The sequence below is a fragment of the Ruegeria sp. D1(2025) genome, assembly GCF_056536425.1.
Window position 1 is genome coordinate 526,164 of sequence record NZ_JBQFPO010000002.1, and the last position, 19,176, is coordinate 545,339.

Annotated in this window: 14 protein-coding genes; 11 read left to right on the forward strand and 3 right to left on the reverse strand. The window is 57.9% G+C overall.

The window, feature by feature from the left end; genetic code table 11:
* Window positions 1-32: 32 nt before the first annotated feature.
* The 3 genes from rpoC (at window position 33) to ACR1XU_RS08300 (ending at window position 6,362) form a co-directional block, all read left to right on the forward strand.
* Window positions 33-4,274 (forward strand): DNA-directed RNA polymerase subunit beta', encoded by a 4,242-nt coding sequence (gene rpoC, locus ACR1XU_RS08290; RefSeq protein WP_170613563.1) that lies wholly within the window; start codon window positions 33-35, stop codon window positions 4,272-4,274.
* A gap of 205 nt (window positions 4,275-4,479) precedes the next feature.
* On the forward strand, window positions 4,480-5,259 hold the full coding sequence (locus tag ACR1XU_RS08295) for a methyltransferase domain-containing protein (protein WP_480903437.1): 780 nt from the start codon (window positions 4,480-4,482) through the stop codon (window positions 5,257-5,259).
* A gap of 233 nt (window positions 5,260-5,492) precedes the next feature.
* Window positions 5,493-6,362: a DMT family transporter gene (locus ACR1XU_RS08300; protein ID WP_480526882.1), complete on the forward strand. Its 870-nt coding sequence runs from the start codon at window positions 5,493-5,495 to the stop codon at window positions 6,360-6,362.
* Here the strand turns inward: ACR1XU_RS08300 and ACR1XU_RS08305 are convergent.
* Window positions 6,347-7,153 (reverse strand): putative rhamnosyl transferase, encoded by an 807-nt coding sequence (locus ACR1XU_RS08305; RefSeq protein ID WP_480903434.1) that lies wholly within the window; start codon window positions 7,151-7,153, stop codon window positions 6,347-6,349. The two genes, ACR1XU_RS08300 and ACR1XU_RS08305, sit on opposite strands and share 16 nt — an antisense overlap.
* Before the next feature lie 368 nt (window positions 7,154-7,521).
* Here ACR1XU_RS08305 and rpsL point away from each other — a divergent pair, with 368 nt between their 5' ends.
* The 5 genes from rpsL to ACR1XU_RS08330 all read left to right on the forward strand — a co-directional run bounded on the left by rpsL (window position 7,522) and on the right by ACR1XU_RS08330 (window position 13,701).
* On the forward strand, window positions 7,522-7,893 hold the full coding sequence (gene rpsL, locus ACR1XU_RS08310; protein WP_005621086.1) for a 30S ribosomal protein S12: 372 nt from the start codon (window positions 7,522-7,524) through the stop codon (window positions 7,891-7,893).
* Between the two features lie 15 nt (window positions 7,894-7,908).
* On the forward strand, window positions 7,909-8,379 hold the full coding sequence (gene rpsG / locus ACR1XU_RS08315; RefSeq protein WP_039529242.1) for a 30S ribosomal protein S7: 471 nt from the start codon (window positions 7,909-7,911) through the stop codon (window positions 8,377-8,379).
* 18 nt (window positions 8,380-8,397) lie between these two features.
* Complete coding sequence (gene fusA, locus ACR1XU_RS08320; protein WP_480526885.1) at window positions 8,398-10,515, forward strand: elongation factor G; 2,118 nt, start codon at window positions 8,398-8,400, stop codon at window positions 10,513-10,515.
* Window positions 10,516-10,575: 60 nt separating this feature from the next.
* A complete protein-coding gene (gene tuf, locus ACR1XU_RS08325) occupies window positions 10,576-11,751 on the forward strand; it encodes an elongation factor Tu (protein WP_480903598.1) in 1,176 nt (391 codons plus the stop codon).
* A gap of 237 nt (window positions 11,752-11,988) precedes the next feature.
* Window positions 11,989-13,701, forward strand: a complete 1,713-nt coding sequence (locus ACR1XU_RS08330; protein ID WP_480909033.1) for an amidohydrolase — start codon at window positions 11,989-11,991, stop codon at window positions 13,699-13,701.
* A gap of 218 nt (window positions 13,702-13,919) precedes the next feature.
* Here ACR1XU_RS08330 and ACR1XU_RS08335 read toward each other — a convergent pair whose 3' ends face one another.
* A complete protein-coding gene (locus ACR1XU_RS08335; RefSeq protein ID WP_480909034.1) occupies window positions 13,920-15,176 on the reverse strand; it encodes a surface lipoprotein assembly modifier in 1,257 nt (418 codons plus the stop codon).
* A 237-nt stretch (window positions 15,177-15,413) separates the two neighbouring features.
* Here ACR1XU_RS08335 and ACR1XU_RS08340 point away from each other — a divergent pair, with 237 nt between their 5' ends.
* Window positions 15,414-16,352, forward strand: coding sequence for a transferrin-binding protein-like solute binding protein (locus tag ACR1XU_RS08340; protein ID WP_480909035.1), 939 nt, complete (start codon window positions 15,414-15,416; stop codon window positions 16,350-16,352).
* Between the two features lie 131 nt (window positions 16,353-16,483).
* Here the strand turns inward: ACR1XU_RS08340 and rpe are convergent, their stop codons facing one another.
* Window positions 16,484-17,170 (reverse strand): ribulose-phosphate 3-epimerase, encoded by a 687-nt coding sequence (rpe, locus tag ACR1XU_RS08345; protein ID WP_480909036.1) that lies wholly within the window; start codon window positions 17,168-17,170, stop codon window positions 16,484-16,486.
* A 207-nt stretch (window positions 17,171-17,377) separates the two neighbouring features.
* Between rpe and phnC the strand changes: the two genes are divergently transcribed.
* Window positions 17,378-18,199 carry a phosphonate ABC transporter ATP-binding protein gene (phnC, locus tag ACR1XU_RS08350; protein WP_480909037.1) on the forward strand — a complete coding sequence of 274 codons (822 nt, stop codon included), beginning with the start codon at window positions 17,378-17,380 and terminating at the stop codon, window positions 18,197-18,199.
* Window positions 18,200-18,265: 66 nt separating this feature from the next.
* Window positions 18,266-19,168 (forward strand): phosphonate ABC transporter substrate-binding protein, encoded by a 903-nt coding sequence (gene phnD / locus ACR1XU_RS08355; RefSeq protein WP_480909038.1) that lies wholly within the window; start codon window positions 18,266-18,268, stop codon window positions 19,166-19,168.
* Window positions 19,169-19,176: the final 8 nt, after the last annotated feature.

The window sequence follows — 19,176 nt, forward strand, 5'->3', positions numbered from 1 at the left end:
CGTCCCCCCTTCCGCAAGATTTGAGGTAACAAATGAACCAGGAAATCACCAACAACCCGTTCAACCCGCTGACGCCCCCGAAGGTTTTCGACGAGATCAAGGTCTCGTTGGCGTCGCCCGAGCGGATCCTGTCTTGGTCCTATGGCGAGATCAAGAAACCCGAAACCATCAACTACCGGACGTTCAAGCCCGAGCGTGACGGTCTGTTCTGCGCGCGTATCTTTGGCCCGATCAAAGATTACGAATGTCTGTGCGGCAAATATAAGCGGATGAAGTATCGCGGCGTTGTCTGCGAGAAATGCGGTGTGGAAGTCACCCTGCAGAAAGTCCGCCGCGAGCGTATGGGCCACATCGAACTGGCCGCGCCTGTCGCTCACATCTGGTTCCTGAAATCGCTGCCGTCCCGCATCGGTCTGATGCTGGACATGACGCTGCGCGATCTGGAACGCGTTCTGTACTTTGAAAACTATGTCGTCATCGAGCCAGGTCTGACCGACCTGACATACGGCCAGATGCTGACTGAAGAAGAGTACATGGATGCGCAGGATGCCTATGGCATGGACGCGTTCACCGCGAATATCGGTGCCGAAGCCATTCGTGAGATGCTGGCCCAGATCGATCTGGAAGCCGAAGCCGAGCAGCTGCGCGCTGATCTGGCTGAAGCAACCGGCGAATTGAAGCCCAAGAAGATCATCAAACGTCTGAAGGTTGTTGAATCTTTCCTCGAGTCGGGCAACCGCCCCGAGTGGATGGTGATGACCGTGATCCCGGTCATCCCGCCGGAACTGCGTCCGCTGGTTCCGCTGGATGGTGGCCGTTTCGCGACCTCGGATCTGAACGATCTGTATCGCCGCGTCATCAACCGGAACAACCGTCTGAAGCGTCTGATCGAACTGCGTGCACCTGACATCATCGTCCGCAACGAAAAGCGGATGCTGCAGGAATCCGTGGATGCTCTGTTCGACAACGGCCGCCGTGGCCGCGTGATCACCGGCGCCAACAAGCGTCCGCTGAAATCGCTGTCGGACATGCTGAAAGGGAAACAGGGCCGCTTCCGTCAGAACCTTCTGGGTAAACGCGTCGACTTCTCGGGCCGTTCGGTCATCGTGACCGGTCCGGAACTCAAGCTGCACCAGTGTGGTCTGCCCAAGAAGATGGCGCTGGAACTGTTCAAGCCGTTCATCTATTCGCGCCTTGAAGCCAAGGGTCTGTCTTCGACCGTGAAACAGGCGAAGAAACTGGTCGAGAAAGAGCGTCCCGAAGTGTGGGATATCCTCGACGAGGTGATCCGCGAACACCCTGTCATGCTGAACCGTGCGCCGACGCTGCACCGTCTTGGTATTCAGGCGTTCGAGCCTGTCCTGATCGAAGGTAAAGCCATCCAGCTTCACCCGCTGGTCTGTTCGGCCTTTAACGCCGACTTCGACGGTGACCAGATGGCGGTTCACGTTCCGCTGAGCCTTGAGGCCCAGCTGGAAGCCCGTGTTCTGATGATGTCGACGAACAACGTTCTGTCGCCTGCAAACGGCGCACCGATCATCGTTCCGTCGCAGGACATGATCTTGGGTCTGTACTATGTGACTCTGGAACGCGAAGGCATGCCGGGCGAAGGCAAGGTCTTTGGTTCGATCGACGAGGTTCAGCATGCGCTGGACGCGGGTGAGGTGCATTTGCATTCCAAGATCACCGCGCGGATCACGCAGATCGACGACGAGGGCAACGAAGTTCAGAAGCGCTATGAAACCACTCCGGGCCGTCTGCGTCTGGGTGCCTTGCTGCCAATGAACAACAAAGCGCCGTTCGAGCTGGTCAACCGCCTGCTGCGGAAGAAAGAAGTGCAGCAGGTGATCGACACCGTCTACCGCTACTGCGGTCAGAAAGAGTCGGTCATTTTCTGTGACCAGATCATGTCGATGGGCTTCAAGGAAGCGTTCAAGGCGGGCATCTCGTTCGGTAAGGACGACATGGTCATCCCGAACGACAAGTGGGGCATCGTTGATGACACCCGCAACCAGGTGAAAGACTTTGAACAGCAGTACATGGACGGCCTGATCACTCAGGGCGAAAAGTACAACAAGGTTGTCGATGCCTGGTCGAAGTGTAACGACCGCGTCACCGAGGCGATGATGAGCACCATCTCGGACGTCGCCAAGGCCGAAGACGGGTCGGACATGGAGCCGAACTCGGTCTACATGATGGCCCACTCGGGCGCGCGTGGCTCGGTCACTCAGATGAAACAACTGGGCGGTATGCGTGGCCTGATGGCCAAGCCGAACGGTGACATCATCGAAACGCCGATCATCTCGAACTTTAAAGAAGGTCTGACCGTGCTCGAGTACTTCAACTCGACCCACGGTGCCCGTAAGGGTCTGTCGGATACCGCTCTGAAGACGGCGAACTCGGGTTACCTGACCCGTCGTCTGGTGGACGTGGCGCAGGACTGCATCGTGCGCGAGATCGATTGCGGCACCGACCGCGCGATCACTGCCGAAGCGGCCGTCAACGATGGTGAGGTCGTCGCCTCGCTGGCCGAGCGTATTCTGGGCCGTGTGGCTGCTGACGATATCCTGCGTCCGGGTACGGAAGAGGTGATCGTGGCTGCTGGTCAGCTGATCGACGAGCGTATGGCCGACACCATTGATGAGGCCGGCGTTCAGTCGACCCGCATCCGCTCGCCTCTGACCTGTGAGTCCGAGGAAGGCGTTTGTGCCACCTGCTATGGTCGTGACCTGGCGCGCGGTACCATGGTGAACACTGGCGAAGCTGTCGGCATCATCGCAGCCCAGTCCATCGGTGAACCCGGTACGCAGCTGACGATGCGGACCTTCCACATCGGTGGTGTTGCGCAAGGTGGCCAGCAGTCGTTCCAGGAAGCCAACCAGGAAGGTGTTGTCACATTTGAGAACCCGCAGATTCTGATCAATGCCGCAGGTGAAAGCCTGGTCATGGGCCGGAACATGAAGCTGGTGATCAACGACGAACATGGCGAAGAGCGTGCCAGCTTCAAACTGGGCTACGGTTCGAAGCTGTTCGTCAAGGACGGCACCAAGGTGGCCCGTGGCGACAAACTGTTCGAGTGGGACCCGTACACCCTGCCGATCATCGCCGAGAAAGCCGGTACCGCAAAGTACGTCGACCTGGTTTCGGGCCTTGCCGTCCGCGACGAGACCGACGAAGCAACCGGCATGACCCAGAAGATCGTGATCGACTGGCGCGCGGCCCCCAAAGGCAGCGACCTCAAGCCCGAGATCATTCTGGTCGGTGAAGATGGCGAGCCGGTCCGCAACGATGCGGGCAACCCGGTTCACTATCCGATGTCGGTGGATGCGATCCTGTCGGTCGAAGACGGTCAGAAGATCGAAGCCGGTGACGTCGTTGCGCGTATCCCGCGCGAAGGCGCCAAGACCAAGGACATCACCGGTGGTCTGCCGCGTGTGGCCGAACTGTTCGAAGCCCGTCGTCCGAAAGATCACGCGATCATCGCAGAAGCCGATGGTTACGTGCGTTTTGGACGCGACTACAAGAACAAGCGCCGCATCAGCATCGAACCGGCTGATGAGTCACTGGAGCCGATCGAGTACATGGTGCCCAAGGGCAAGCACATCCCGGTTGTGGAAGGTGACTTCGTCCAGAAGGGCGACTACATCATGGACGGCAACCCGGCACCTCATGACATCCTGTCCATTATGGGTGTCGAGGCTCTGGCGAACTACATGATCGACGAAGTGCAGGACGTTTATCGTCTGCAGGGCGTGAAGATCAACGACAAGCACATCGAGGTTATCGTGCGCCAGATGCTGCAGAAGTGGGAGATCCTGGATTCAGGCGACACCACCCTGCTGAAGGGCGAGCATGTCGACAAGCAGGAGTTCGACGCGGCGAACGAGAAGACCATCGCCCGCGGTGGTCGTCCGGCACAGGGCGAGCCGATCCTCTTGGGGATCACCAAGGCCTCGCTGCAGACGCGTTCGTTCATCTCGGCGGCGTCGTTCCAGGAAACCACCCGCGTGCTGACCGAAGCCTCGGTTCAGGGCAAGAAGGACAAGCTGGTTGGCCTGAAAGAGAACGTCATCGTCGGCCGCCTGATCCCGGCCGGTACCGGTGGTGCCACCCAGGCCGTTCGTCAGGTTGCCCAGTCGCGCGACAATGTCGTGATCGAAGCCCGCCGGGAAGAGGCCGAAGCGGCCGCTGCCCTGGCAGCGCCGATGATCGACGACGACATGGTTGGCGACGAGCTTGACGTGCTGGTGGAAACACCGGAAAGCCGCGAGTGAGCGCCATAAAATGCTGAAGATCAGGCCCTGCGAAATCGCGGGGCCTTTTTCTTTGTGAGGCCACCACCGCCATTTTTCTTAAGTCTCAAGAACGCGTCGGGCTTTGGCGCTGGCAAAATTTTTCTAAGTTTTGGGTGGTCTTGCAGATATTCAATAAGGCCGCGCTGCAATGTGGTAAGCTTAAGACTTGATGCTGGGGGCGAAAATGCTCAAGTTTGACCGGGAAACCGCCAAGATATTGGACGTTGCCTATCAGGGTGCCGACATTATTCGAAGAAGACGCGCTTCCTTTGATGCTCTCAATCCAAGTCCGGGCGAGACCATCTTGGATATTGGTTGCGGAAATGGTCTGCTGACCGCAGAGCTCGCGCGCGCGGTTGGCCCGTCGGGTCGGATCGTGGGCGTGGATCCAAGTAAAGATATGCTGGCGGTCGGAAAGAACAGATGCCTGGATTACTCCTGCGTTGAGTTTCTTGAAGGTGTTGCCGGCAATCTGCCACTTGCGGATGAAATCGCTGACAAAGCTGTTTCTGTTCAAGTATTTGATTATGTTGAAGATATCGGGGCGGCCTTCGACGAGGCGATGCGTTGCCTCAAACCTGCAGGGCGGTTTGTGATCAGCGATCTTCATTTCGGCAGTCTCATTTGGTTCAGCGATGAACCAGAGAGAATGCAGCTTGTGCTTTCCATCTGGAACGAACACTTCGCTAGTGGAACAGTTCCGGAACGACTGCCAGCCCTAATCAGGGAAAGCGGGCATAGTGTGGAGGATGTCGTATCGATCACGATGACGGATCATCAGTTAAAGCCGGATGGGATTGCTATCATGATGATGCATCTCATGAAGCAATTTGTAGTGAACAGTGCAAAAATTGAGTCAGCTGTCGCACAAGCTTGGTTCGACGAACAAGTCAGACTTGCGGAGCAGGGTCGCTTTTTCTTTTCGGTTACGCAGTTTGTAGTCGTGGCGCGGAAATCAAGCTGAACCGTGAAATTGAGTGCGAGCGCGCGCGGTCGTCGCATGAACATGAACTTCGATAAGCGGCCGCCAACTTTGGGCTGCAGTCAATTGGTGTGTTTTTCAAGCCTCCGCAGGGGAATGCTGAACCCTGGTTGCCAACGCAGCCCGATGACCTTTCGGCGTCACTGGTATGAGTTGACAAAACTGGTCCCAAAAGCGCCAATGCCTCGATTGATTTGAGACCGGGCCTGATTGAAATGACCCCAAACCTAAAAGGCGCTTTGCTGATGATGGGCAGCATGGCTGCGTTTACCGTGAATGACACGCTGGTGAAGGTGGCGCTTGATGATTTGCCGCTGTTTCAACTGGTTGCGTTGCGCGGGTTGCTGGCCTCGTGTCTGGTGTTCATTCTCGCCCGGCATCTTGGGGCGTTGCACCTGAATTTCTCGCACCATGACAAGTGGCTGGTCGCGCTGCGCTGTCTCAGCGAATTGTCGGCAACGTTCTTTTTCCTGACAGCGCTGAAGCATATGCCGCTGGCGAATGTCACTGCCGTGTTGCAGGCGCTTCCGCTGACGGTCACCCTTGGCGCCGCGCTTTTCTTTTCCGAACATATCGGTTGGCGGCGTATTACCGCGATCGCCATGGGCTTTGCCGGAATGTTGCTGATCGTCCGTCCCGGCCCGGACGGGTTCAGTATCTATGCGCTTTATGCGCTGATCGCTGTTGCTTCGGTCACGGCGCGCGATCTGATCACGCGGCGTATGTCGGCGGATGTGCCATCGATGGTTGTGACATTGGCGACATCGTTTTCGATCACGACCGCGGCTGCGGTTGCTTCGGTCGTTGAAGGATGGGTGCCTGTCACGGCCGGCTCTGGCCTGCTGGTTGCATCGGCCGCGGTATTTGTTCTGATGGGTTATTTGTTGAGCGTCATGGTGATGCGGGTTGGTGAGGTCGGATTTGTCGCGCCCTTCCGATATTCCAGCCTGCTCTGGGCCCTGGGGCTGGGCTGGACCGTTTTCGGCGACTGGCCGGATGCCGTGACAATGCTTGGCGCAGCTCTGGTCGTGGGCGCGGGCCTGTTCACACTGTTCCGCGAGCGGTCGCATCAACCGGCGGAGTGAACCCGCCGAACGACGTTTTGGTCAATGGCAAATCGCGCAATAAACTCGCCTTCCTGTTCGGGGCTGAGGTCTGACAGACCGGCCTTGCTGTTGCGGGTCTGGGGCGAGTCGTTGAACTGATTCAGTGAACGCACCCACATGGGCGCGTCCGGACAGCTGACAACGGGCATGCGCCGAGCGATCTTGTTGTGGGCGAAATTCATGATCGTCAGCGGGCAACCGCCCTGAACGTGCATTCCCAAACCGGCGGTGACGAGATCGCTGTATACATTCAACGCCCGAATACCTGTCGCATCCATGCGGGCCAGAAATCCGTTGTTAAAATCAATGCCGACCGCAAGGTTGTTTTCAAGAAGTCCCCGGCAATCCTGCGCCGCAAGGCGAAGGCGTTCGACGAAGTCGACGGAAACAGCGTCATCGTCATCGTGGCGAAACTGCAGGCAGGGCTGGTCCGGGTCCTGACGTGCAGCGTTCAGGATTTCCTGCATGACTTTGCGATGTCGGGCAGGCTGTCTTTCGATGATCCGGACTTGGCGGATCTTGGCGGTCAGGTCGCGCAGCCGGTCACGGGCCTGTGTGGGCAGGCAATCCCCGATCACGATCAGAAGTTGGAAATCTTCATCGGTCTGCTCGTGAAAACAGGGCAGGGTGCTGGATTCGAACAGCCTGAACCGTTCTTCCAGCCGCCTGGGACTGTAAAGATAACGCCGCCTGTCCTCCAGGCTCTCGTGTTCGATCTGAAAACCGCCGAGGGCGGGATAGGAAAAACGGCACAGGCCGATGACTTGCATTGGATGTCCGGAAACTAGGATCTTGCCGGGACTATGCCCCTGCATTAGGTGTATCGCAAGCGGCGGCCCGCTCCTTTGTCGCGGCCGCGAAAGCCGGTTGGACAGGGCACTGTTGACACTTGGGCCGACTCCCCCTATTACGCGCGTCATCTCGGTATCGGGGGCCGCCCCATAACCGATTTCAGTAATGAACTGGTCAAGGCCCGGACAATTTTGCAGTTCGCGCCCTCTGATAACAAACCGCGACGTTCACCTCGGAATGGGAACGCTCGCGGGTTTTGCGCTTGTGGACGCATGAGTGCAGCAAGTTTAACCGCACGCAACGCGCGTGCATGTCATGTGTGTTGCAAAACGGGGAAGAAACCGGAATGCCAACTATTCAACAGCTGATCCGCAAGCCGCGGCAGCCGAAAGTAAAACGCTCGAAGTCCATGCACCTGGAGCAGTGCCCGCAGAAACGCGGCGTCTGCACACGTGTTTACACCACCACACCGAAGAAGCCGAACTCGGCTATGCGTAAGGTTGCCAAGGTGCGCCTGACCAACGGGTTCGAGGTCATCTCGTACATCCCGGGTGAAAGCCACAACCTGCAGGAACACTCGGTTGTTCTGATCCGTGGCGGCCGTGTGAAAGACCTTCCCGGTGTGCGTTACCACATCCTGCGCGGTGTTCTGGATACTCAGGGCGTCAAAGACCGTAAGCAGCGTCGTTCGAAATACGGCGCGAAGCGTCCCAAGTAAGAAGGAGAGGCTGATATGTCACGTCGTCACGCCGCCGAAAAACGCGAAGTCCTGCCTGACGCCAAATTTGGCGACAAGGTACTGACCAAATTCATGAACAACCTGATGATCGACGGCAAGAAGTCGGTCGCAGAGCGCATCGTTTACAACGCGTTTGACCGCGTTGAGAACAAGATCAAGCGCGCCCCGGTCGAAGTGTTTCACGAAGCGCTCGACAACATCAAACCGTCGGTCGAGGTTCGCTCGCGCCGGGTTGGTGGTGCAACCTATCAGGTTCCGGTCGAAGTGCGCCCCGAGCGCCGCGAAGCTCTGGCCATCCGCTGGCTGATCACCGCCGCCCGTGGCCGCAACGAAAACACCATGGAAGAGCGCCTTGCAGGCGAACTGTTGGACGCCGTTCAGTCCCGCGGTACCGCCGTCAAGAAACGCGAAGACACCCACAAGATGGCCGAGGCGAACAAAGCCTTCAGCCATTACCGTTGGTAATCCCAGAGGCTTATCCAAATGGCACGCGAATATCCGCTCGAACTATACCGCAACTTCGGTATCATGGCGCACATCGACGCAGGTAAGACCACCTGCTCGGAGCGTATCCTGTATTACACTGGTAAATCCCACAACATCGGTGAGGTGCACGATGGTGCAGCCACCATGGACTGGATGGAGCAGGAGCAGGAACGCGGCATCACCATCACTTCGGCTGCGACCACCACCTTTTGGGAGCGCACCGAGGACGGTCAGACCGCCGATACCCCAAAGCACCGCCTGAACATCATCGACACCCCCGGCCACGTTGACTTCACAATTGAAGTTGAGCGTTCGCTGGCGGTTCTCGACGGTGCCGTCTGCGTTCTGGACGCAAACGCCGGTGTTGAGCCCCAGACCGAAACCGTGTGGCGTCAGGCTGACCGCTACAAGGTTCCGCGTATGGTTTTCGTCAACAAGATGGACAAGATCGGCGCAGACTTCTTTAACTGCGTTCGCATGATCGAAGACCGCACCGGCGCACGCGCTGTTCCGGTTGGTATTCCGATCGGCGCCGAGTCCGAGCTGGAAGGCCTGATCGACCTGGTCACCATGGAAGAGTGGCTGTGGCAGGGTGAAGACCTTGGCGCAAGCTGGGTCAAGGCCCCGATCCGTGACAGCCTGAAAGACATGGCTGACGAATGGCGCGGCAAGATGATCGAAGCGGCCGTCGAAGAAGACGACGACGCGATGATGGCCTACCTGGAAGGCGAAGAGCCCGACGTTCCGACCCTGCGCAAACTGCTGCGCAAGGGCACGCTGGCGCTGCACTTCGTTCCGGTTCTGGGTGGTTCGGCGTTCAAGAACAAAGGCGTTCAGCCGCTGCTCAACGCTGTGATCGATTATCTGCCCAGCCCGCTGGACGTTGTCGATTACATGGGCTTCAAACCCGGCGACGAGGAAGAAGTTCGTAACATCGCACGTCGTGCCGACGACAACATGGCCTTCTCGGGCCTGGCGTTCAAAATCATGAACGACCCCTTCGTCGGTTCGCTGACCTTCACCCGGATCTATTCGGGTGTCATGAACAAGGGCGACTCGATCCTGAACTCGACCAAAGGCAAAAAAGAGCGCATCGGTCGTATGATGATGATGCACTCGAACAACCGGGAAGAGATCGAAGAAGCGTTTGCAGGCGACATCATCGCGCTGGCGGGTCTGAAAGACACCACCACCGGTGACACCCTGTGTGACGCGAAGGATCCGGTGGTTCTTGAAACCATGACCTTCCCGGACCCGGTGATCGAGATCGCGGTCGAGCCCAAAACCAAGGGCGACCAGGAGAAGATGTCCCAGGGTCTGGCCCGTCTGGCCGCCGAAGACCCGTCCTTCCGCGTGGAAACCGACCTGGAATCGGGTCAGACCATCATGAAGGGTATGGGCGAACTTCACCTGGACATCCTGGTGGACCGCCTGAAGCGCGAGTTCAAGGTCGAGGCGAACATCGGTGCGCCGCAGGTGGCTTACCGTGAAACCATCTCGATGCCTGTTGAGCACACCTACACCCACAAGAAACAGTCGGGTGGTTCGGGTCAGTTCGCGGAAGTCAAGCTGGAGATCCAGCCGACCGAGGCGGGCGAAGGCTATTCGTTCGAAAGCCGCATCGTTGGTGGTGCCGTTCCGAAGGAATACATCCCCGGTGTCGAGAAAGGCATCAACTCGGTCATGGATAGTGGCCCGCTGGCTGGCTTCCCCGTGATCGACTTCAAGGTTGCCCTGCTGGACGGTAAGTTCCACGACGTTGACTCGAGCGTTCTGGCGTTCGAAATCGCATCTCGGATGTGTATGCGTGAAGGCATGCGCAAAGCCGGCGCGAAACTGCTGGAACCGATCATGAAGGTCGAAGTGATCACCCCGGAAGAATACACCGGCGGTATCATCGGCGACCTGACCTCGCGTCGGGGCCAGGTGTCTGGACAAGAGCCGCGCGGCAACGCAATCGCAATCGACGCGTTTGTTCCGCTGGCGAACATGTTCGGCTACATCAACACCCTGCGTTCGATGTCGTCGGGCCGTGCCCAGTTCACCATGCAGTTCGACCACTACGATCCGGTTCCGCAAAACATCTCGGACGAGATCCAGGCGAAATACGCATAAGCGAAGATTTGAGGGAGCTCGGATAACGGGCTCCCTTCATTACCGAAAAAGGAGGCCATCATGGCAAAGGAAAAGTTTGAGCGTACAAAACCGCACGTCAACATCGGCACGATTGGGCACGTTGACCACGGCAAGACGACGCTGACGGCGGCAATCACCAAGTATTTCGGTGACTTCAAAGCGTATGACCAGATTGACGGTGCGCCGGAAGAGAAAGCGCGCGGCATCACCATCTCGACCGCCCACGTGGAATACGAGACCGATGCGCGCCACTATGCGCACGTTGACTGCCCCGGCCACGCCGACTACGTCAAGAACATGATCACCGGTGCTGCCCAGATGGACGGCGCGATCCTGGTTGTGAACGCCGCTGACGGCCCGATGCCGCAGACCCGCGAGCACATCCTGCTGGGCCGCCAGGTTGGCATCCCGAAGATGGTCGTGTTCATGAACAAGGTTGACCAGGTCGACGACGAAGAGCTGCTGGAACTGGTTGAGATGGAAGTTCGCGAACTGCTGTCCAGCTACGACTACCCCGGCGACGACATTCCGATCATCGCAGGTTCGGCTCTGGCGGCGATGGAAGGCAACAACCCGGAAATCGGCGAGAACAAGATCCGCGAACTGATGGCGGCTGTCGACGACTACATCGACACCCCCGAGCGCGCTGTTGACCAGCCGTTCCTGATGCCGATCGAAGACGTGTTCTCGATCTCGGGTCGTGGTACCGTTGTGACCGGTCGTGTTGAGCGTGGCGTGATCAACGTTGGCGACGAGATCGAAATCGTTGGTATCCGCGACACCGCGAAAACCACCTGCACCGGCGTTGAAATGTTCCGCAAGCTGCTGGACCGTGGTGAAGCCGGCGACAACATCGGCGCCCTGCTGCGCGGTGTTGACCGTGACGGTGTTGAGCGTGGCCAGGTTCTGTGTAAGCCGGGTTCGGTGACACCGCACACCAAGTTCGAAGCCGAAGCCTACATCCTGACCAAGGAAGAAGGCGGCCGTCACACCCCGTTCTTCGCGAACTACCGTCCGCAGTTCTACTTCCGTACGACGGACGTGACCGGCACCGTGACCCTGGCCGAAGGCACCGAGATGGTCATGCCCGGCGACAACGTGTCGTTTGGCGTTGAGCTGATCGCGCCGATCGCGATGGAGAACGGTCTGCGTTTCGCCATCCGCGAAGGCGGCCGCACCGTCGGCGCCGGCGTTGTGTCGAAAATCATCGAGTAAATCGCATCTGCGAAAAGCTACGGAAAGGGCGTCCCACGGGACGCCCTTTTTTGTTTTTGCTAAGCCTTCTGTAATGCTAACTTCTTTCGTATTGAGACATTGCAATTAGAAAGAGATCATAAGATGCATTTTTCGGCGCGTTCATTTTGTCTTGTCGTAGCAGTTGTTTTCTCATCTACCTCAGCGTCTTCACAACAGATTGCGGATAAGATCTATCACGGAGGGCCCATCGTAACGATGAACGATGGGGCTCCGTCCGCCGAAGCTGTCGCAGTTAAAGATGGGCGCATTCTTGCCGTTGGGTCGCTGTCTGACTTGTCGGCGCATCAGGGTGAAGAAACCGAAACCTATGATCTGGAAGGGCGCGCGATGCTTCCAGGTTTCGTAGACAGCCACGGGCATGTCGTTTTGGGGGGGGTGCAGGCTTTGTCCGCCAACCTTCTTGCGCCACCGGATGGAGAGGTCTCTGATATCGCCAGTCTGCAATCCACACTGACAGACTGGGCCGAGGAGAATGCGCAGGCTGTTGAAAAGGTCAAAATGATCATCGGCTTCGGTTACGACAATGCCCAATTAAAGGAACTGCGCCACCCTACGCGGCAGGAGTTGGACGTGGTGTCCGAGGACCTGCCGGTCGTCATTATTCATCAGTCTGGGCACCTGGGTGTGGCAAACTCGAAAGCCCTGGAGTTGGCAGGTATCACAGCGGCATCAGAGGCTCCTCCGGGCGGTGTCATTCAACACGATGAGGCCGGGGAACCAAATGGTGTTCTGGAAGAATACGCGTTCTTTTCGGTTCTGGTGCCGATATTGGGGAATCTGGGCGAGGAAGGTCTGGCAGCATTTGCCCGAGCCGGAACCAAACTTTGGGCAAAGTTTGGATATACGACCGGGCAAGAAGGCCGGTCATCGGGTGAAATCGTCGAAGCTCTCAAGAAAGTTGCCGCAGAAGAAGGGCTTCCTATCGACGTTGTCGCGTTTCCAGATGTTCTCGAGTCGAGGGAGTATATTGGCGCAAACACCTCGGCGGACTATGACAACCGGGTTCGGGTAGGTGGCTGCAAGTTGACAATTGACGGATCGCCGCAGGGCTTCACGGCTTTGCGGGATCGACCCTATTACGATCCGGTTGGCAACTATGCCGCCGGGTATGCAGGATACTCCGCCATCACAATGGAGCAACTCCAGGATGCCGTGAACTGGTGTTTCGAGAACGGTTTCCAGATCCTCGTGCATTCCAACGGTGAAGGGGCATCGGACATGCTGATTGCGGCCCTCGAAGAGGCGCAGATCAAGTATGGGAATCCGGGCAACCGCCCTGTTCTGGTTCACGGTCAGTTTCTGCGAGAGGACCAGGTTGCCAGCATAAAACGGTTGGGAGTGTTCCCGACGCTTTTCCCTATGCACACATTTTACTGGGGTGATTGGCACCGGGAACACACAGTCGGTCCAGTGAATGCCGACAATATCTCTCCAACAGGGTGGCTGCATGAGCGGGACATGATGTTCGGCACGCATCACGATGCCCCGGTCGCCTTTCCGGACAGTATGCGTGTCCTTGCGGCGACGGTTACACGTCGAACACGGTCTGGTGACATTCTTGGGCCGCACCAGAGGGTTGATGTGATGACTGCGTTGAAAGCCATGACAATTTGGCCCGCCTGGCAACATTTCGAAGAAGATCAGAAGGGCTCAATCGAAGTTGGAAAAGTCGCCGATTTCGTCATTTTGTCCGACGATCCAACTGCTGTTGATCCCGAGAAGCTGGCCGAACTTGAAGTACTTGTGACCATAAAGGGGGACGAGGTTGTCTATGAGGCCGAAGACGGTATCAGGGAAGGCAATCTGCAATTCTCGCCGTTTTCGAATGATCCAGTAATCGCGCATCTTTTTCTGCATGCGGTTTATCAAGGGATGAAGGTCGAAACCCCATGGCTCGTGCGGAATTAACATGAGTTTTTTCGCGGAAAGCTGAGGCGTTTTGTCGAAGATCATCGAGTAAATCGCATCTGCAAAAAGCTACGGAAAGGGCGTCCCGCAGGACGCCCTTTTTTGCTTCGTGCACGGCCGAGACTACTTCGCGAATGATCTCGGGGTGCGGACTCTGCTGAACATAAGGCCGTTCCACTCCTGCAAGCGGTTTGCCCTGCGGACGTGACCGCCCATTTTCAGAAACGCCGCTCGAAGCCCAGCTCAAACTCGGTTTCCGTATAGCTGTAGGCCCGGATATCAGACTGAGTTCGGTTGTATTCCAGTTGCAGGAACGGCGAGAAGCCGTTGCCGAAAAACAGATCGTTTTTTTCGACCCTGACTGCCGTACCCCATGACGTCTCGTCCGGTGAAGCGGTGAGGATCGGGCTAGGGGTCTGGAATGTCTTGTTTTCAAGATAGACGGACGGACGAAACGTGAAGCCGCCGCGTGTGTCCACCTGACCAAACAGGGTCAATCGCTTGCGCAAATAATTGTCCTGATCGCCTTCCACCGACTTGTCCTGGATCAGTGCGCTCAACCCGATGGATCCCCGCCCGCCGATGGACCGGCGAACACCAAGCTCGGCCTGAAACTCATGACCGTCCAGCGCGCTGTTTGTCGGGTTGTGCAGGCGCGACGCGGACAGCAGGCCAAAAACGGATCCCCCGAGCAGGTTTCTGCGTTCGAATGCGGTTTCCAGAGCGATGCGGTTTTCGAACACATTGCCGCCGACAAGTCGGGTCGAGAGGGCCGGTCCGAAAGACACGGTGGTAAACGGGGCGAGGGTGCGCAGACCGAACCTTCCAACGAAAATGTAGTCATCGTAGTTCGAGGTTCGCGCCTCGGTCACGTCAAACGCCAATGATGCAAATGCAACGGTATCGAGGTTGGAAAAGGACAGGTCGACCGGTTTGCGGAAATTCGCAGCTCCGGTGACGCGCAGGCCGAGTTCGGTCGAGGTGTCGCGGTCCAACGTGAACGGCAGATTCAGCCCGAACAGGTTCAGTGTGATCTGGTCCGTGTCGTATTTGCGCGGATTGCCGACGGTGGTCAGGCCGAGGCTGAGATCCCAGTCGAACCCCCGGCGGGCGTCGATCTGCCGGATGTAGCTGAGAACACGGGCGCGCACAGGGTCCGGCAGATCGCCGGAAAGAACGACAAAGAACTCGTTTCGTGCCCGGTCCCACTGACGGGCCAGAAAGAATGCGCGGGCCAATTCCAGCCTGACCCGCACGAGATTCGGATTGGCCGCCAGTATCGAGGAGAACTTTTCGATTGCAGCTTGCGGTTGTCCGCGTTGCAGATCCGCAAGGCCGCTTAGAAACAAAGCTTCGATTTCCGTTTCGTCGACGAACGCAGCGACTGGAACTTTGTTTTCTGACTGGGCGCGGACGTCGGTATTGGGCAACAGGACAAACAGTAAGCTGAAGGCGGTAAGCAGAATACGGGTCAAGAACAAGCCTTTTTGAACGTCATCCGGCGCCAGAACGAAATTGAGTGGCGCGGTCTATTATTGTTGTTGCGGGAAACCATTTTTGCCGTAAAAACAAACTTGTGCGTCAATTCGGCCCACGGTGCCTGTCGCATTTTCAACAACAAAAACATTTCCTATAGATTGCACGGACGGCATCACTTGCGCCGTATGGGTGAGTAACTAATGTGCCGTTTCAGATTTGACTATGGAGCAGTTATGAATTCCCAAACACGTTGCCTGATTGCAGCATTCATCCCCGTATTATTCCTTGGCGCATGCGGCGGAGCCGCCGGTCTTGATTTTGATGGTGGCGGCGGTGGTGATTCGTCCTCTGGTGGTGGAAATTCTGCCGAAGGGCCGATTTCAACAACGCCGGCGCAGAAAATCAATCTGCCGCAGGATGGCACCGCAACTTTGAACGGCAGGGCAGTCGTGCAGGCGTATTCGTCAAATCAGGCCAATGGTCAGGTCATCGTTCAAAACCAGACTGGCCCCATTCCATCGGATCTGACGCTGATTACAAGCGGCGGAAACATCGTTGCGGCGACGGCTGTTTCGGGGGGATCCAGTTTCATTCTGGACAGCCGCAATGGTGACAGGATTGATCAGGGTACGGCAGCGGTCACCTTCAACTCTCCGGATTTGAACTCTGGCGCAACCATTCTGGACCCAGCCCGGACAAGGTTCGAGTATCAGACATTTGGCGCGTGGTTGCATGACCGGAACCAGCCGTCCGGTACCGCGGGCGCCGGGTCCTATGGTTCGGTTACGCCGACCGCCGACATGCCGCGCGGGCAGACCGCCAGCTATCAGGGTGCAAGCACCGGGATTGCACGGCGCGCCGATGGAACCCACTATCAGACGGTTTCCGAAGTCAATGTGTCGACAGATTTCTCCACCGTTTCGATGAGCAGCACCAATACCGTGGCAGACAGCCTGCTGGTCGGAGGGAGCACCGGTCTCGCCCCAGAGCTGGATTTCGCAGGTACCGGCAGCGTTTCGAACTCGGGGTTCGTGGCGAATGTCGCCGGTTCGGGAACCCGCGGTCAGGCACATGGTGTTTTCTACGGCCCCAATGCGGAAGAAGTTGGCGGGACATTCCAGACCACTGGCGCGAACGGTGTGTCTTATATTGGAGCGTTCGGCGCAGATTGATCACCCTGCAAGAGCCTTCCTGTATAAAGGCTCTTGCTGTCAGGGCTGAATGCCGGTGTCCCAAGCCTGTTACATGCGGGCTTGGGTTTCGTTGCCAAGAGTTCCCCAGGGTTCTCTGGCCGCGATGACGCCTAGAGTGCGGAGTTTGCGGCCGCCCGGACTGCCTGAATGTTTGCACCGTAAACTTCGGATCTGGAGACCGAGCCGCCCTTGAACACGGCGGAACCGGCGACCAGTACGTCCGCCCCGGCGGCAGCGACCAGTGGTGCGGTCTGGGGATCAACGCCGCCATCAATCTCGATGTGAACCGGGCGATCACCGATCATCTGCCGCAGGCGGCGGATCTTTGCGGTCATATCGATGAATTTCTGGCCACCAAATCCAGGGTTCACCGTCATGACGCAAACGAGGTCCGTCAGGTCCAGCAGATGCTCGACCGCCTCGGCAGGGGTTCCCGGGTTCAGCGCAACGCCAGCCTTCATCCCGGCGGCCCGGATCGCCTGCAAGGTGCGGTGCGTATGTGGGCCCGCCTCGACATGGGCGGTCAGGATGTCGGCTCCTGCATCGGCATATGCCTGAATGTAGGGATCGACTGGCGTGATCATCAGGTGCACGTCCATCACGGTCTTCACATGCGGGCGGAATGCCTTTACCGCAGGCGGACCAAAGGTCAGGTTCGGCACAAAATGACCGTCCATCACATCGACATGCACCCAGTCGGCGCCCTGGGCCTCGATCGCCTGAATCTCTTGTCCGAAATTGGCGAAATCGGCGGACAGGATGGATGGGGCAATCTTGATGGAACGGTCAAAGCTCATGGCTGGCCTCGTGCTCAGGTAACGTGTTGCCCGCGCATATAGCCGCGATTGATGTCAAAGGGTAGGCCCAATCCCGCATTTGCGGGGCTTGGAGCCGGGTGGCCGATACTTGCAGCACGGATCGCAGTTACAAAACTTTCATCGAACCGACACATCCCCGTTGAGTGCCGTCTGTAGCTGGCCACCAACACGATTTGGGGGTGGCACGTGCTGCGTATCGAAAAACTGACCAAGCGATTTGGTGACAACGTTGCTGTCGATGCGGCAACGCTGGATGTGGACAAACCTTGCATGATCGGGATCATCGGCCGGTCCGGGGCGGGTAAATCGACGCTGTTGCGAATGCTCAACCGGTTAACCGATTCCAGCGATGGCCGCATCCTGTACGAAGGCCGGGATGTTACCCGGCTGAAAGGCCGGGAAAAACGGTCCTGGCAGGCCGAGTGCGCGATGATTTTCCAGCAGTTCAATCTGGTGCCGCGCATGGATGTCGTGTCGAACGTGCTGCACGGGACGCTGAACCGACACTCGACACTGGCGACGATATTCAACCTGTTTCCGATGGAGGATATCCATCGCGCTATCGACATACTGGATCGTCTTGGCATTGCCGAACATGCGCCAAAGCGGGCTGAGGCCCTGTCGGGGGGGCAGCAGCAACGCGTCGCCATCGCACGTGCCCTGATGCAGGACCCCAGGATCATACTGGCGGACGAACCCATCGCCTCGCTGGACCCGATGAATGCGCAGGTCGTGATGCAGGCCCTGCGCCGTATCCACGAAGAGGACGGCCGCACAGTCATCGCAAACCTTCACACGCTGGATACTGCGCGCCGCTATTGCGACCGCGTGGTTGGTATGCGCGACGGGCGCATCGTGTTTGACGGGTTGCCCGAGCAGCTGACCACCGGGGTTGCCCGCGAAATCTATGGCGCCGACGCCAGCTTCTCGGAAGAGGCGACATCGACCGAGATCGAAACGCTCGACGCCACCCAGAAGGCCCTGATGGAAGCCGAGGCGACCATCTGAGTCACACACCCCCTTTCATCGCCCGGCCCGATGAAAGGTCGGGGTAACCAAACTGGAGAGAGACAGATGAAAAAACTAATGGCTGCCCTTGTTGCGACCACTGCCATGGCCGCACCTGCAATGGCTCAGGACATCAGCGAATTCCGCATCGGTATTCTGGGCGGCGAAAACGCTCAGGACCGTCTGAACAACAACGAGTGCCTGCGGGAATACACCGAAGAGGCGCTGGGCGTTGAGACCAAGCTGTTTGCCCCTGCCGACTATAACGGCGTTATTCAGGGTTTGCTCGGCGGCACCATCGACATGGCATGGCTGGGCGCGTCGGGCTATGCCAAAACCTATCTGAGCGATCCTGAGGCGGTTGAGCCGGTTCTGGTCAAAGTGAATGTCGACGGCGGCTACGGCTACTACTCGATCGGGTTTGCCCACAAAGATAGCGGCATCACCTCGCTGGATGACATGAAAGGCAAGACCTTTGGTTTCGGCGATCCAAACTCGACCTCGGGCTATCTGATCCCGTCGATCGAAATCCCGCAGGCCACGGGTGCGACCATGGATTCGGGCGACTATTTTGGTAAAGTGATGTTCACCGGCGGTCACGAGCAGACCATCGTTGCGGTCAACAATGGCGACGTTGACGGGGGCGTTACCTGGGCTGACGGTCTGGGCAACTGGGAAGACGGCTACAACTCGGGCGCCCTGCGCCGTGCTGTTGATGCCGGTCTGGTCGACATGAATGACATGGTCGAAATCTGGAAATCCAAGCCGATCCCGGAAGGTCCGGTTGTTCTGCGCACCGCGCTGCCTGCGGATGTCAAAGAAAAGATGACTGCCCTGATGGCTGGCCTGCACGAGAAAGATCGCGACTGCTTCTACGGTGTTGCAGCGGGTGAGGCAAAAGCGTTCGAGCCGATCACGCATGACGCGTACGAAATCATCATCGAAGCACGCAAGCTGAAGTCCAACTAAGCCTGCCT